Here is a 14,927-nt window from a genome sequence, read left to right on the forward strand (position 1 = left end):
GTGAGTCTAAGACCTTTTTACTTTATATTTTATTATGAACGCCACGCTCAAAAAATGATTTTGTCTCTCTTACCACTACACCGTTTAATGCTATCAAGGCTATCAAATTCGGTATTGCCATAAGTCCGTTACAGATATCAGCAATAGTCCATACCGCTTTCACTGTCATATATGGACCTATAAAGATACATGCAATATAAATCCATCTATAAACCGTTATAGCCTTCGGCTTATTTCCGATTATGTACTCCAGGCATTTTTCAGAATAATAATCCCAGCCGAGAATAGTTGTAAAAGCAAAGAATACAAGACATACCATCAATATAAATGCAGACACACTGTTTGAGAAAGGCAATCCTATTTGAAAAGCCTCTGTTGTAACAGCTACACCTTCAAGTCCCATATCCCATGCACCTGTAATAACTATCGAAAGTCCTGTCATAGTACAGATAATAATAGTGTCTATAAAAGTACCAAGCATTGAAATAAGTCCCTGTCTTACTTCTTCCTTAGACTGAGCCGCAGCTGCCGCTATAGGTGCACTTCCAAGTCCTGCCTCATTTGAAAATATTCCTCTGGCAATTCCCTTTTGCATGGCTACTATCATAGCACCAAACATACCTCCGCCAAAAGCTCTCAGTCCAAATGCACTTTGCACTATCTCAATAAGTGCAGCCGGTATCTTTCCAAGATTAAGTATAAGAATAATCATAACTACGGCGACATAAATAATTGCCATAAAAGGCACTATTATCTGAGCCACATTTGAAATTCTCTTTAAACCTCCTATTAAAACCAATGCTACAAAAAATGTAAGTACAATTCCTGATATAATAATGGTAAGAGAATAATCTCTTCCAAACAGATTCACATAATGAACACTCTCTTTGTCAAAGAAGTTTCCTATTGCGCTTGTAATGCCGTTTATCTGTGTAAAAGTTCCTATTCCGAAGAGCCCGACCATTATGCCGAATATTGCAAATATTTTTGCCAACCATCTAAACTGCTTGCCCATTCCGTTTTCAATATAATAAAACGGTCCTCCGATAACATGTCCGTCTTTTTCAACGACTCTGTACTTTACAGCCAAAAGACATTCAGCATACTTTGTTGCGGTTCCTACTATAGCTGCCATCCACATCCAAAACAGTGCTCCGGGTCCTCCGGAAACTATGGCGGTAGCTACGCCTACAATATTTCCTGTTCCGATTGTGGCCGATAGAGCTGTACAAAGTGCTGCAAAGCTTGATACCTCTCCGCTTCCGTCTTCCTCATCCGATGAGAACATATACTTGATTGCGAGAGGTAACCTCTTTATCTGAAGCCCCCTTAGTCTTACAGTCAAAAATAATCCCGTTGCCAAAATCAAAATAATCAGTGGTAATCCCCAAACAAAGTCATCCACCGTGCTCAAAATTTTTGTTATCGTACTCAACATATGCCACCTCTCTTTGTGTATACTTTAGTATGTTATCACATTACACTGTTATATGTCACCTCTTTTTTGTGTAAAAAGAAATAATGATTATATTTTTTTAATATTTTTTTCATTGACTAAAACATATTTATCAGTATAAAATCTTATTTATAGAAAATCTTTAATAATGAGATGTATTTACATCTCCAATGCAGAATGGAATAATATATGAAATTAATCAAAAAAATATGTGCAACTTTTATGGTTCTCTCAACACTACTTGCAAGTACAACTATAAGCTCACATGCCGCTCTACCTGTAGAAAAGCTGGCAGTTTCAAAAACTGCAAGCCATATTGTGCTTATAGTCGGACATAAGAGCAATAAAAACAAGGTGACAGTCAATGACTATACAAAATCGGCTGACGGTACATGGAAAAAGAACTGGTATGTAAACGGTATTGCAGGTACAAACGGTATTTCTCTTCAAAAAGCTGAAGGTGACAGAAAAACACCTGAAGGAGTATTCAGTGCTATGTTCGCCTTCGGACTTAAGGATAATCCCGGAAGCATATTGGAATATCGTAAAATCGGTGATGACGATTACTGGGTAGATGATTCAAACAGTGCATACTACAATAAATGGGTAAATACCTCAAATGTAAAGAAAGACTGGAATTCAGCCGAAGATTTAAAGGCGGCTCATCCTTTCTATAACTATGCATTAGCACTTAACTATAATACAGAATCCATACCGGGTAAGGGGTCGGCAATCTTCATTCATTGTACAAAAACCGACAACGATACTTCATCAGCCGGTTGTGTCAGAATTCCTGAGGAATATATGAAAAAACTTGTAAACAGCGTAGATGCCGATACAAAGATTGTTATAATTGAAAATGTAGATAAGCTTACAAGCTATTAATAATAAAAAACGTACCTATTCGGTACGTTTTTTATTATTAAGTATGTATTATTTTACTCTACATTTTGCTCAGTCAATAAATATTACTACGGTTTATATGCGATTTATTATGATTCATCATAATCAGAGAAAATACTTTTTAATAATTCTTCTACATCATCATCGGACAAATCATGATTCTCCTGAACTGTCTTAATATTTTCATATATCTCTGCCAATTCCTCCGGATCTCTGTTCTCATAATCCTCTGAGTTTTCAATCTTATACTCATATAAAATTTCATCTATCTCCTGTCTGGCAATTATATTAAAATCATCCTTTACAAGTTTCCCGTTTTCATCTCTGAAAAAACCGCTTCCTACAGGTGAGTTCAAAAAAGGAATAATATCCATATCAATATTAGCTACTGCATTTAGAGTATATACACCGGCATTTTCAGCATTTGACATATATTCTTCGTTCTCATCTCCTGCAGTAAATCTCCAACCGCTGTCTTCTTTGCGGTCGGCATACTCTCTATACATATATCCGACCTTTCTGCCTTCAACCATTATCCTGTCGGAAGCTATACAACCCTCAGGACCGTCTGTGTGAAAAAGATTTTTTAAATCTTCAGGCTTTATACGACATTTCTTATTCATTATAAATTACTCCTATAATTAATTTTCTAAAATTTCTTCTATTATTTCGCTTATCTTAATTGTTTTAAAAGGCCATAGATCAGATTCATTTGTAATATCATCATAAAAATGTTCAAGCGAATCAGCAGGCGAGAGTACTCCCAAACTGTAAGGTTTAAGTTTTACCTTACCTATTTTCTTTAAATATGGCAGTAATACACCCAGATCCTTATGATTAAACCAGCAATCTGTTTCAAGTACAAACTCGGTATTCATTTTCTTATACGCAATACTGCTGTTTACAAAATCATCTATAGTAGGCTCTGATTTTTGCAAAGTTCTTGCACAGGCTATATGATATTCTATCTTTCTCGGCCTTACTTCCAGATCTGAAATAAAACAAATTCCATATTCATTCTCAAACTTTACCGAGATAACATCTCCAAGTTCAAAATACGGTTCTCTTCTTTTTTGTGGCTTGGGCTTTTTAATCGGCCTTGGATTTTCACTTTGAATCTGTTCAGAGAGCTTATTTAGTGCTTTTTGTCTTGTTTTCAATGCCTTCTCATCTATCTCATTCCAAAGTTCACTTGCTCCTTTTGATATTATATCTAACACTTTTTCTTTTATATATTCATCCAAATTCCCTATCTTCCAAAGTGAATAAGCAAGAGCTGTCCAATATATCTCTGTATGCAACTCATCCGTACAAAAATTTGCTTCCTCATCAAGCCATTCTTTTTTAATGAGTGCTACATCTACACCATCTTTATACCGCTCTACAATATCATTATATATATCATAGGCATCGTCACTGTCTATAATTTTAACTCCGTCTATCGCCATAAAACCTCCTGTTGAAATTTATTTTGAACATAGATGAATCACCATAGTTCTTCTTAGTTTATCTGTAAAGTACATATATATTTTTGTTTTCAATCTCATCCCATTACAATGTAGCAATGCATCAGAGAAGAACCCGTCAATGCTTGCTAATTTCATCCCCACTTCTTGTGAAAACATGTCAGCATCTTCTATGCTAAAATACATTGTCGCATCTGTATTTCCTGTCTTTTTTACATATCTGTTTGCATACTTTAAGCCTGTAGTATTTGTTGCATCAAATACCAATTCAAATTTTGGTATACGCTCTGCCGTTCTTTTAATCATATCTACAATTTTAGGCTTTGTAAAATACTGATATACACCTGACACCACAACCATACTTGGAAGTTTAATATCTATTTCATTTATCCATTCAAGTGTAAACATATCACCGGATATCAGCTTTTCATTTACAGCTTCACCCAGCAGACTCTTCCTTATATTTATAACATTTGGTAAGTCCACCTGATAAAATTTTGCAGTCTTATTCCCTATCCTATCATATGCTGTTTCCAGCCCTGCACCAAGAAAAACAACATTACATTCTTTGTGCGCCCTTAAAAAGTCTTTTATTTTTTTATCTATTGTCTGCTGCCTGCAAGCACTTGCCATATTGAAAAATTCTGTAGTATTAATTAATGGTATTATTTTTAAAATATGTTCTTCAAGTTCCAAAGCCTTTTCATCATAGAAAAAGTACGGAAATCTCTTTGATGCATAAATTCTTGCAGCAAGCGGAATATATAATGTGTCTTCAATACCGCTAAGTTTATTCTTCATACCATTGCTCCTATGATACAATCATAAACATTGTAATCTTTATTTTGACAACAGCTTTGTAAACAGCTTCTTCAAATTAGTTATATTACCGTTTCTAAAGTCCTCATCTGTGACAATCATATTTATCTTTTCAATTATTTGCTTATTTAACTTGGACTCAATTATTTTATTGATCCAATCCACATCGTCCAAAGACTTGTTTCCAAGGTGAATTTGCTCATATGTATACACACACACTTCACCTATTCCAAGAACGATAGCACCTGCAACAGCTGCATTTATTACAGAGGCTGCCAAATTGATTGCCGGAATTGCTTTTAGAGCATTTATAGCCGCCTTTGCAGCCACACCTACAGTTCCTGCTTCTACAACAGAATTTAAAAATCTTTTAGAGTTTTTATCATTCTTTATGCCGTATATCTTTGCTAAAGAATTTATTTCTCCAATCTCTAAAGGTGATAACAATACCGCATCTGAAAGCGGAATAGGTATTGCAGCTATTGCCACAGCACTTAAAGTAAAAGTCGCGATGGCCGTTTGTGCAAATGACCTTTTTCTGTTTAACTTAAATGCTTCAATGTCTTTTCTTGCAGCCTGCATACCCTCAGGTATCAGCTCATAGGTCATATCTATAAGCTCCGTTATACCTTCCTGTGCCACAAATTGCTCTTCATCTATTTCATATATCATTGCAACTACGGGAATAATCCCCTTTAGATTTTTAGTGTTCTTTTGCTTTTCAAATACCTCTTTCACCATCTGTACATTTCTTTCACGCTCAGGCTTTGAATATGATTTTGTAATTACAACTATTATAGGAACAGACGGATAAATAGATGTCGCTTTAGAAAGACTTTTTATAGTCTCCGGAAATAATTTACTCGAAGTACCTTCAACACAAAACCATATGACATTTATATCGGAATTCTCTTTTCCGTCTTTAACGGCATTTTTTGACCACTTTTTTACAGCATTTATAGCCCCCATTCTTTTAAAAAATGAAGGTTCAAAACCTACAGTGTCTATAATACGAAAATCAAGTACATCGCTTTCATATACTTTCAATTCTTTTGTAGTACCCTTATCTCCAAAACCGGATTCAGCGATTTCTTCCCCCAAGACGGCATTGATCAAAGTTGATTTACCAACCCCCGAGTCACCTATTACCAATATATTCCCTTTATCCATACTTTCTCCATTTATTCTTTCTTAATATACTCTGTAGTAATTTATCACATGATTCCATTATAAAAGTAATCGATATATAGTCAATGTATTGATATTTAAACTACAAAAACCGGAGTAAAATTTTCCTCCGGCTAAACTTAATATATCATTATTTTAAAACAATTCACTCAATATGGCTTTCGGTATACACATCATAACTGTACGCTCAGGATCTACCACCTGACAAAATCTCAAATCTCCAACCGCACTGGTCAGCATACCGGCATCATTAAATGAAAGCCCAAGTTTCTTTTGCATTATCTCATTTGTAATTCTTACTGCATGAAATACTGCTTTTTCAATCTCTTCGTGAGAATAGATTACACCACAAATATCATCGTTTTCAAGCATCGGTGTCTCAATACTTACACCCTTTATTACAGAGAGTCTCACTGTAACATCAGCTGAAATTTCCACACCGCTGACCATTATTTCTCCATCTCCCATAGCCGCATGTACATCACCTAAAGAAAATATTGCTCCGTCATGAAATACAGGGAAATAAAGAGTCGCACCTTTTGCAATCCTCTTATTGTCCATATTTCCACCATGATTTCCGGGCGTTCCGCAATTTATCGCTCCGCTATTTGGTGCTACACCTATAACTCCAATCATAGGATTTACATCAAATATAATATTTTCATTAAAGTAAACCTTATTATTTTCCACTTTCAAACGCTTTACAGACTCTTCTTTTACTAAAGAACCCAATACACCGTTATCAGGGAGTGCGCACATCACACCTTGGTTTTCAAGTTTAATGTCAAGTATTTCAACCTTCAGTACATCACCTGCAAGAGCACTTTTTACATAAACAGGTCCTGTGGCCGGATTGATACAATCCCAGTTTAAACTTCCTATACTCGTACCTTCTTCACTTAACTGATTATCAAAACAATCATGTGTACGGAAAACCAGAATTTCTCCATCCTCAACCTCTGCTACACATTTGTTTGTTCCATCAAATGCAAACACCATTTTATTTTCGATTATTTTCATATCTCCACAATCCCATATTCTTTTTTAATACAGGATTTTCTCCTTTCTGCAAAATGTTCAGTATAATATCTAATTTCTAAGCATACCTTTAAGCTCTTTTATCAAACTGTTTACTATGACTAAAGCATTGTCATAGTTTCTTTTTATAATTTCCAGTTCCCTGTCAAGCTCTTCATTATTAAAGAAACTTCTTTCTTCCCTGGAATGTACAGGCTCTAAGCAGGCATGTGTCTTATATCTTTCCACAAGAGTTTCCGGATATTCACCATATTTATCCTTATACTTTTTTCGTAATAATATAAACTCTTCATTATCATATAATGTTTCAATGAAAAGATTACTATACTCATAATCCGGAAGAAGCTTAGAAAAAATCATTCGTATAATATCAGAAGACAAATCATCCGCATGTGTAAAAAATGAGACATTAGAAAAGTCTCTATTATGGATATAATTATTACGTATATACAGACAATATGAAAAATGGTACTCTATAGCAACCGGATTCTCCATAAGGTATTCTTTATCTTCTACAGACATATCCTTTAGGCAATCCTCTGCCACCTCATTTATAAACTCTATTTTATTTTTACAACTAACTTTTTTCTTCATATAAAGTTCTTATATAGATTTAATACAATCCAATATAGAATATTGGACCTTCTCCTTTCTGCAAGACCTGTTTTAGTAATATTTCTGTCTTTTCATAATTCTATAATAAATATAACTCTTATTCAAGTATAGTTGATTATGCTCTATATCTTTATGTACTGACTAAAATATTAAGCTCTTTTAGTAGACTTTCTATATTTGGATATTCACCATAAACATCCCTATATTTTTACGCAATAATATAAATTCTATTTTCTTAAAATCTCATGTGGAGCTTCTATTTCATTTGCCAAGGTATGCTCTGTTAATTCTGACATCAATTTCAATTTTTTATTAATCAATGGTCGCATACAATTAGGAACATGTTCCTGATGCGCTCTGTGGATTGCTACACATTCCTTACAGTTTCCGTGATAACGACAGGCTTTCAGGCAAGGACAGTGATCTTTGTCTTTATACTCCTTACGAAATTCCGCTGCAAATTCTTCTTGCAGTCTCAGCCCCTCGACACGGTTTCCCTTATGAAATTCTACCATTGCATCCAGTTCTTTCTGGTTCCCTTCAATCTTCATGTTATTATAGCGCCTCCATTTCAACTATTCCTCATTTTCTGATAAATTCCTGTTTATACATTTATCTAATACAATCCCACGTAATCTTTCCAAAACACAAGTCCATCTTCTTCCACCATACTACTCATCAGTTCAATAAACTCTTTTTCATTATTCTTCCAAAGCGCATACTGTCCTGTTCCCATGGCTCTCACCAGTTCTTCAAAGTCCAAAGCAATCTGTATTTTTTCTTCATAACTCATATCACTTGTAAAGGCATATATCTTTCCGGAGCTGTATTCAAGTAAAATAGTATATGGATCTCCGTTTGCAATAATAATAATTCCTTCTTTTTGTAGAATATGATAATCACTGTATTCAAGATTTCTATTTATTAACCAATCAAGTCCAATCTCATCATTGTTGCCAAATTGATAACTTAAAAAACCGACATTACCCCAGTTATATTTTAAAATATAATACGAGAATACCTGATCTAAATATTCTATTTTCAGCAATTGTTTTACTTTATCAAGACTTGAATATGGAATCATCTCTTCCTTGAGAATCATTCCGTCAGTTATCTCTTCATCAAGTCCCTTGGTTTCATCAAGAATCGAAGACATTATCTCATCAATTGTTAATAGCTTCATATATGCACCATTTATATCCTGTTTAGACTATAAACTCAATATATTTTCCCCTCAAATAATTCAAATATTTATACAGCTCTTTTTCCACTAAATTTACACTATTTTTTCACTATTTTACATTAGTGATTTGTAATGCTCTCAGATGTATTCCGTCTCTTGACGGATCGAGTATTATAATATCAGGATTAAAACCTAATGTATCCACAACCTTTAAGTGTAGATTTTCCAACTCCGTTCTCTCCAACAAAAATTGTGACCGGTTTAGTCATCCATTATCCATTTATACCCTACCTCCATATTTTCCTCAAAAATAAAACTCGATACTTATACTTAGCTACAACTTCTAACTTATCTCTCTTCTGTCTTGGAGCACGTTTGCCTATAGTACACTGCCCAGCCATACGGAGTATGTTGTAGGCTATGGCGATTATGATTCAGGTCCTATTCAACGATTAAATTTATTTTCCATAGAATTGGCAAACTTTACCAAGGCTAACATAACAGGAACCTCAACCAGAACACCTACTACGGTTGTTAGCGTAGCTCCTGATAATAGCCCAAATAAAGATATAGAAACTGCAACGGAAAGCTCAAAAAAGTTTGATGCACCAATCATGCCACAGGGAGCTGCAATTGAAAATGGCAGCTTTGCTAAATATGCCATGAAAAATGTTATTGCAAATATAAACAAAGTTTGAATGATCAAAGGAATTGCAATAAGGATAATATTTAGTGGCTGATCCAATATCTTCTGTCCTTGAAATGAAAATATTATAATCAACGTCAACAATAATCCCATCATAGTGTATTTATCAAATGCAGGGATAAAGGTTTCATTTAGGTAGTCCTCCCCTTTATTTTTAATGATTATACTTCTCGTTACCATGCTTAAAACAAGAGGAACAACAATAAATAATACAATGGACAATAAAAGTGTTCCCCATGGAATATTTATATTTCCAACCTTTAGTAAGAAGCTCACAATCGGTATATATGCAATCAAAATAATTAAGTCGTTACTAGCTACCTGTACTAAGGTATAAGCACTATCACCTCTTGTTAACTTGCTCCATACAAATACCATTGCTGTACATGGTGCAGCTCCGAGTAAAACCGCCCCGGCTAAATATTCTGATGCCAATTCCTTATTTATAAATCCCTTATAAATAATAAAGAAGAATAAGGAAGAAATTAAATACATGCTGAGTGGCTTAATGATCCAATTCACAAACCATGTAATAAATAGACCTTTAGGATTTTTTCCTATGTCTTTGATACTCTTAAAATCAATTTTCAACATCATTGGATAAATCATTATCCAAAGTAAAATTGTTGTTGGTATAGACACGTTATAGAACTCAAATTTTCCTAACCATTCCGGAATAGAAGGAAAATATTTCCCAATAAATATGCCTATTACCATACAAATCAACACCCAAAAAGTCAGATTTTTCTCAAAAAAACCAATTCCATTAATTTTCTTCATTCCTAAATCGCCTCAACTTTCTCAATTATTTTTTGAACCTTATTTTCAATCTCTTTAATGGTTTGTATAAACTCTTCATCATTTTTTCTTTTTATATCTGATAAAGTTTATCACCACAAAGGTCTTCTTTTGTCCATTCAATAACGGCTAGCTTTCCTGAAGTATGATCTAATATCTTGTTAATCCACTTAACTTCTTCATTCGCTTTAGCAGATAACATCTTGTTACCGGGATTTGCTTTATACAAGGATGAATTGACAATCCACCAATTGGTATGAATGGATGCCCTTGTTAGATCTTCTTCTAATCGAGATGCCTCATAAAACGGGGTAGCCTCCGCCAAGCTAACTATTAATACTTCTGTTTCCTCTCCCCTTAATCTGGGTAACAAGTTTTTTACAGATTCAGGTATCTGTCCTTGTGTTCTTTGAACTTCTTGATGATAACTTAAAGTTGAGTCTAACAACAATAGGGTATGACCTGTAGGAGCAGTATCAATCACCACTATCTCATCGTCTGCTTTTTCCACGAGCTCTGCAAAAGCTCTAAATACAGCTATTTCCTGTGTACATGGTGATCTTAAATCTTCCTCAATGTAAGCTACATCATCCTCACTCATTGTTTTTCTTGCATTTTCAAGTATTTCATCTTGATATTTTTTTAATTCTTCTTTTTCATCAATATGACTCATAGATATTCCACTTGAACTATCTATCATAAATTTGATATGGTCAGCGGGATCTGTTGTAGCCAGATGTACCTTTTTACCAAGTTTGCTTAGCTTGAGGGCAACGGAAGATGCAATAGTAGTCTTTCCTACACCACCCTTGCCCATAGTAAAGATTACTTTTCTATTATTTTTTACAAGATCACTAACAATATCATCTAAATTAAAGAGTTTGCCTTCTACTTCCACTTTTTGTTCATTTATTTGATCTTTCTTAAGTAGATTTCTTATAGAGTCGATTCCGGTAATATTGTATGATCTCAAGGCAATTGTATAGGTATCAAACTCAGTCAACATATCCGGCATATTTTCAAGGGCTAACTTTTGTTTGTTAAATATACTTTCAGATAAGTCATCATCATAATTTTCTAAGATACCATTAATCACTAATATTTGATTTTTTATTCCAATCTCAGATAGCTCCTTTGATGCTCTGGCTACCTCATTAAGTGGTGTTTTATCAGGCCTTGTAACTAATACCAGAGTTGTTAAACTCTTATCTGATAAATTTTCAACTGCCTTTTTATAAGTTTCTTTTTTAGACTCTAATCCTGAAAGCTGTCCTAAACAGGATGCTCCATGGGTACTTTCGCTGATAAAATCAGTCCAAGCAGAAGGAAGCTGTAACATTCTAAGGGTATGACCTGTAGGTGCTGTATCAAATATAATATGGTTATAGTCTGTATTGATCTTAGAATTTGTAATGAAATTAGAAAACTCATTAAAGGCAGCAATCTCCACTGTACAAGATCCGGATAGCTGTTCTTCCATACTATCAATAACAGAATCAGGCAATTTACCCCTAAAAGGTGCTACAACACTTTCTTTATAGTTATATGCCGCTTCCAATGGATCCAGATTGATTACTTCTAAATTATCTACTCCTTTAATTGGCTTTGCTTTACCGTCTAATTCTGTTTCAAAAACATCTTGAAGATTTGAAGCAGGGTCTGTACTAATCAGCAGTACTTTCTTTCCTTCATCTGCTAAAGCCACTGCTGTTGCACAAGCTGTAGATGTTTTACCTACACCTCCCTTGCCTGTGAAAAATAGATATTTGGTTAATTTAATATCCGCAAGATTAAATTCCTTCATAATTCCCCCTTAGCAACAAGAGCTGTTATTTCCACAGCCCCCTTGATCCGGTTCTTTATCTTCACTACAGCAAGAATCATTACCTGAAGAACAACAGCCATTTTGCTTACTACTTTCAAGATAATCTTTAGAGATTTGTAAAAGTTCCATTATTTCTTCATTCTTTGGATATCTGCCCTCTATGACTATATCCTCGTCCACAAGAATTAATGGAAGACTATCGGTTCCATTTTTATCCAAAGCCTCTTTTACCTTGTTATTATTGACAAATGCCATTGGCTTACTTGATAAATTGTATCTTTCAATAGTGATACCATTTTTCTTCAAGTTGTTAATCACTGTTGAAATACGTACGAGTTCAGGATCCACATTAACTCCGCAAACACCTGTATCACAACACATAGCCGGTTCATAAATTGACATTCTCTTCATTTTTTTCACCCTTTCTTCAATTCTTTGAATTAAACTTTATTAATATATCAATTTTTTTTGATGTAAATAACGTTTTTTTAGTTACCCTTAAGGGTAACTAATTTCTTGCTGTAGATTCTAAAAACATCTGTATTATTTTTTGTCTTCCTTGTTCAGATATAGTGTAGTAAACCCACTTACCTTCTTCTCTTGCTGTAACAATTCCTGACTCTATCAATATTTTCATATGGTATGACAAGCCTGATTGCGTTAAATCCAGTTTTTCCAATAAAACACAGGCACATACTTCCCCGTTTTTTAATAAATCTAATATCTCTAGGCGAACCACCACTGAAAAGGCTTTAAATATCTTTGCAGTTTTCACTAAATCTCTCTTCATGAAAGCCCCTCACATCATTTTTTTTTGATATGTTGATCATATCACCAATTGTTCTCCTTGACAAGTCTTATTTTCTGAGATATCAAAAATGTTTCCGGATAATCTTGGTATCTTTGACTTGTATCTACTCAGTTGATTTTTCTCACAAAAAATACGGCTTACTCAAAGCTACCGATTACATTTTAACGATGGCCTTTGAATAAGCCTTTACTTTTTAAATTTTATTTACTTAGTAGGATGCAACTTTTGACAGCATAACAACCGCCTCCGCAGTTCGCCGTTTCCGTTCTGTCTGCGTGCTTCGCACTTGACAGTCACGGACGGCTATTGCATGGGTGGTTTGTAATGCTCTCGCTTCCCTTACGGTCGCGACAGCATAACAACCACCTCACAGTTAACTGTGTTTGGGAACATGTCTACTCCCACGCATTTTTCCATTCTATAGCCGGCGGCTTCCATCACTTTTAGATCACGCACAAAGGATGTTGGCTTGCAGGAGATATAAACTATTCTTTTGGCACCGAAGTCCAGTATCTTTGGTAATGCCTTTGGATGGATTCCGTCTCTTGGCGGATCCAGTATTATAATATCAGGATTAAATCCCAAGGTATCCACCACCTTTAATACATCCCCGGCTATAAACTCACAGTTATCAAGGCCGTTTTTCTTTGCATTTTCTATAGCGGCTTCAACAGCCTCTTCAACTATCTCCACGCCATAAACTTTTTCAGACTCAGATGCCAGAAGCTGTGCAATAGTACCTGTACCTGAATAAAGGTCAAATACCGACTTGCCTGCTGTATTTCCCAAATACTTCCCTGCAACATTATATAATACTTCTGCTCCCTTAGAATTAGTCTGAAAGAATGAGAATGGTGTTATTTTAAATTCAAGTCCGTTTAATTTCTCTGTGATATAGTCCTTACCATGAATAAGGGTCGTTCCCTGATTTAATACCGCATCAGCGTATGAGTCATTCTTTGTATGTAAAATTCCACCTATACTTCCGTTTAATATTCCCTTATCAGTCTCTGCTTTTATATAATCAGCCCATTCTTTTATAAGTACTTCCTCAGTAGTTCCAAGTACAGAAGGCTCAGGCAATGTATTTGGATCCTCTACAAAACCGAAGCTGCTTGTAGTAACCAAAGACACAAGTATCTCTCCCGTATACTCACTTCTTCTGATTAGTAAATGTCTTAAAAAACCTATGTGGCTGTTTTTATGAAAATATGATACTTTTCTCTCTTTGAAAAAATTTAAAGTAAGCTCAAGTATCTTAGTAAAATCACTGTCTACTATCTTACAACCAAATACATTCACTATATCATAGTGGCTTCCCTTCTTATGCATACCCAGTGCCAAATCACCGTCTTTTCTTTCATCACCGAAAGAAAACTCCATCTTATTTCTGTATGCCAGATACTTTGGAGACGGAATAACTCCCTCCCATTCAAAATCCTTATCTGTAGCACCCTCCATAAGTTCTCTAAGCTGTTTATCCTTTAACTCCAACTGATTCTCATAACTTAAAGTCTGATAAGTACAGCCTCCGCATACCTCATAATGTATACATGGATTTTCATTGTCTTCTAATTGGGATTTTTCAATTATATTTAATGCTCTTCCTTCAAGCTTTCCTTTTCTCTTTTTTGTAACAGCAAACTCTATTGTTTGACCGAGTATACCTTTCTTTATAAGTACCTTTTCTCCTTCAATGTCAATATATGAGCTGTCGGGGAAATGGCTTTGTGTAATCTGTCCCTTTAAGATATCGCCTTTTTTCATTATCACCTCACAAAAGATAAGGCGACCTCAAGGGTCGCCATCATATCATCTTATTTCTTATTCTTCTGTTTCATCATCAAAGTCATAGTCAAAATCATCATCAAAGTCTTCTTCGAAGTCTTCAAGATAATCAGGTGTGAAGAATTTATATACTGCAAAAGCAATACCTGCTACAGCTGCAATTGCACCGATAATAGCTAAAACCCATATAATGGTATTTTTCTTCTTCTCATCTTCTTCTCTCTTTGCCAAAAGACTGTTAAGTCTTGATGCATTAACCAATTCTTCCATTCTAGAACTTAAATTATTAAATTTATCCATAACCATACCTCTCTTTTAAAGATATATTTTG

General features: G+C 34.7%; 16 protein-coding genes. 1 reads left to right on the plus strand and 15 read right to left on the minus strand.

Features of this window, described 5'->3' with window-relative positions; genetic code table 11:
• Positions 1–22: 22 nt before the first annotated feature.
• Positions 23–1,438 carry an alanine/glycine:cation symporter family protein gene (locus EHV10_RS10570; RefSeq protein WP_128674627.1) on the minus strand — a complete coding sequence of 472 codons (1,416 nt, stop codon included), beginning with the start codon at positions 1,436–1,438 and terminating at the stop codon, positions 23–25.
• 207 nt (positions 1,439–1,645) lie between these two features.
• Here EHV10_RS10570 and EHV10_RS10575 point away from each other — a divergent pair, with 207 nt between their 5' ends.
• Positions 1,646–2,341, plus strand: a complete 696-nt coding sequence (locus EHV10_RS10575; protein ID WP_128674628.1) for a L,D-transpeptidase family protein — start codon at positions 1,646–1,648, stop codon at positions 2,339–2,341.
• Positions 2,342–2,448: 107 nt separating this feature from the next.
• Here the strand turns inward: EHV10_RS10575 and EHV10_RS10580 are convergent, their stop codons facing one another.
• From EHV10_RS10580 to EHV10_RS10650, 14 genes are all read right to left on the minus strand, one after another.
• Entirely contained in the window at positions 2,449–2,982 is a 534-nt protein-coding gene (locus EHV10_RS10580; protein WP_128674629.1) for a DUF2185 domain-containing protein, read from the minus strand.
• 18 nt (positions 2,983–3,000) lie between these two features.
• Entirely contained in the window at positions 3,001–3,807 is an 807-nt protein-coding gene (locus EHV10_RS10585) for a hypothetical protein (RefSeq protein WP_128674630.1), read from the minus strand.
• 18 nt (positions 3,808–3,825) lie between these two features.
• Positions 3,826–4,626 carry a class I SAM-dependent methyltransferase gene (locus tag EHV10_RS10590; RefSeq protein WP_128674631.1) on the minus strand — a complete coding sequence of 267 codons (801 nt, stop codon included), beginning with the start codon at positions 4,624–4,626 and terminating at the stop codon, positions 3,826–3,828.
• A gap of 39 nt (positions 4,627–4,665) precedes the next feature.
• Positions 4,666–5,814, minus strand: a complete 1,149-nt coding sequence (locus tag EHV10_RS10595) for a YcjF family protein (RefSeq protein WP_128674632.1) — start codon at positions 5,812–5,814, stop codon at positions 4,666–4,668.
• Positions 5,815–5,967: 153 nt separating this feature from the next.
• Entirely contained in the window at positions 5,968–6,852 is an 885-nt protein-coding gene (locus EHV10_RS10600) for an acetamidase/formamidase family protein (protein WP_128674633.1), read from the minus strand.
• A 69-nt stretch (positions 6,853–6,921) separates the two neighbouring features.
• The gene (locus EHV10_RS10605; protein ID WP_128674634.1) at positions 6,922–7,464 is read right to left on the minus strand and encodes a hypothetical protein; all 543 of its coding nucleotides are present in this window, start codon (positions 7,462–7,464) and stop codon (positions 6,922–6,924) included.
• Between the two features lie 248 nt (positions 7,465–7,712).
• Positions 7,713–8,036, minus strand: a complete 324-nt coding sequence (locus EHV10_RS10610; RefSeq protein ID WP_004613237.1) for a hypothetical protein — start codon at positions 8,034–8,036, stop codon at positions 7,713–7,715.
• Between the two features lie 65 nt (positions 8,037–8,101).
• On the minus strand, positions 8,102–8,668 hold the full coding sequence (locus EHV10_RS10615) for an SMI1/KNR4 family protein (RefSeq protein ID WP_128674635.1): 567 nt from the start codon (positions 8,666–8,668) through the stop codon (positions 8,102–8,104).
• 445 nt (positions 8,669–9,113) lie between these two features.
• Complete coding sequence (gene arsB, locus EHV10_RS10620; RefSeq protein WP_128674636.1) at positions 9,114–10,154, minus strand: ACR3 family arsenite efflux transporter; 1,041 nt, start codon at positions 10,152–10,154, stop codon at positions 9,114–9,116.
• 91 nt (positions 10,155–10,245) lie between these two features.
• Positions 10,246–11,976, minus strand: coding sequence for an arsenical pump-driving ATPase (gene arsA, locus EHV10_RS10630; protein ID WP_128674637.1), 1,731 nt, complete (start codon positions 11,974–11,976; stop codon positions 10,246–10,248).
• A 9-nt stretch (positions 11,977–11,985) separates the two neighbouring features.
• Positions 11,986–12,408, minus strand: a complete 423-nt coding sequence (gene arsD, locus EHV10_RS10635; RefSeq protein WP_128674638.1) for an arsenite efflux transporter metallochaperone ArsD — start codon at positions 12,406–12,408, stop codon at positions 11,986–11,988.
• Between the two features lie 97 nt (positions 12,409–12,505).
• On the minus strand, positions 12,506–12,787 hold the full coding sequence (locus tag EHV10_RS10640) for an ArsR/SmtB family transcription factor (protein WP_128674639.1): 282 nt from the start codon (positions 12,785–12,787) through the stop codon (positions 12,506–12,508).
• Positions 12,788–13,147: 360 nt separating this feature from the next.
• Complete coding sequence (locus tag EHV10_RS10645; protein WP_128674640.1) at positions 13,148–14,575, minus strand: class I SAM-dependent RNA methyltransferase; 1,428 nt, start codon at positions 14,573–14,575, stop codon at positions 13,148–13,150.
• A gap of 57 nt (positions 14,576–14,632) precedes the next feature.
• Entirely contained in the window at positions 14,633–14,896 is a 264-nt protein-coding gene (locus EHV10_RS10650) for a hypothetical protein (RefSeq protein WP_007590897.1), read from the minus strand.
• Between the last annotated feature and the right edge of the window lie 31 nt (positions 14,897–14,927).

Source organism: Lachnoanaerobaculum gingivalis (assembly GCF_003862475.1).
In the GTDB taxonomy this organism is placed as follows: Bacteria; Bacillota; Clostridia; order Lachnospirales; family Lachnospiraceae; genus Lachnoanaerobaculum; species Lachnoanaerobaculum gingivalis.

Bases quoted from the DNA above. Each gene is read 5' to 3' on its own strand.
- EHV10_RS10595 (WP_128674632.1), bottom strand. From the start codon at position 5,814: ATGGATAAAGGGAATATATTGGTAATAGGTGACTCGGGGGTTGGTAAA.
- EHV10_RS10645 (WP_128674640.1), bottom strand. From the start codon at position 14,575: ATGAAAAAAGGCGATATCTTAAAGGGACAGATTACACAAAGCCATTTC.
- EHV10_RS10640 (WP_128674639.1), bottom strand. From the start codon at position 12,787: ATGAAGAGAGATTTAGTGAAAACTGCAAAGATATTTAAAGCCTTTTCA.
- arsB (WP_128674636.1), bottom strand. From the start codon at position 10,154: ATGAAGAAAATTAATGGAATTGGTTTTTTTGAGAAAAATCTGACTTTT.
- EHV10_RS10615 (WP_128674635.1), bottom strand. From the start codon at position 8,668: ATGAAGCTATTAACAATTGATGAGATAATGTCTTCGATTCTTGATGAA.
- EHV10_RS10605 (WP_128674634.1), bottom strand. From the start codon at position 7,464: ATGAAGAAAAAAGTTAGTTGTAAAAATAAAATAGAGTTTATAAATGAG.
- EHV10_RS10590 (WP_128674631.1), bottom strand. From the start codon at position 4,626: ATGAAGAATAAACTTAGCGGTATTGAAGACACATTATATATTCCGCTT.
- EHV10_RS10575 (WP_128674628.1), top strand. From the start codon at position 1,646: ATGAAATTAATCAAAAAAATATGTGCAACTTTTATGGTTCTCTCAACA.
- EHV10_RS10585 (WP_128674630.1), bottom strand. From the start codon at position 3,807: ATGGCGATAGACGGAGTTAAAATTATAGACAGTGACGATGCCTATGAT.
- EHV10_RS10570 (WP_128674627.1), bottom strand. From the start codon at position 1,438: ATGTTGAGTACGATAACAAAAATTTTGAGCACGGTGGATGACTTTGTT.
- EHV10_RS10650 (WP_007590897.1), bottom strand. From the start codon at position 14,896: ATGGATAAATTTAATAATTTAAGTTCTAGAATGGAAGAATTGGTTAAT.
- arsD (WP_128674638.1), bottom strand. From the start codon at position 12,408: ATGAAGAGAATGTCAATTTATGAACCGGCTATGTGTTGTGATACAGGT.
- EHV10_RS10610 (WP_004613237.1), bottom strand. From the start codon at position 8,036: ATGAAGATTGAAGGGAACCAGAAAGAACTGGATGCAATGGTAGAATTT.
- EHV10_RS10580 (WP_128674629.1), bottom strand. From the start codon at position 2,982: ATGAATAAGAAATGTCGTATAAAGCCTGAAGATTTAAAAAATCTTTTT.
- EHV10_RS10600 (WP_128674633.1), bottom strand. From the start codon at position 6,852: ATGAAAATAATCGAAAATAAAATGGTGTTTGCATTTGATGGAACAAAC.
- arsA (WP_128674637.1), bottom strand. From the start codon at position 11,976: ATGAAGGAATTTAATCTTGCGGATATTAAATTAACCAAATATCTATTT.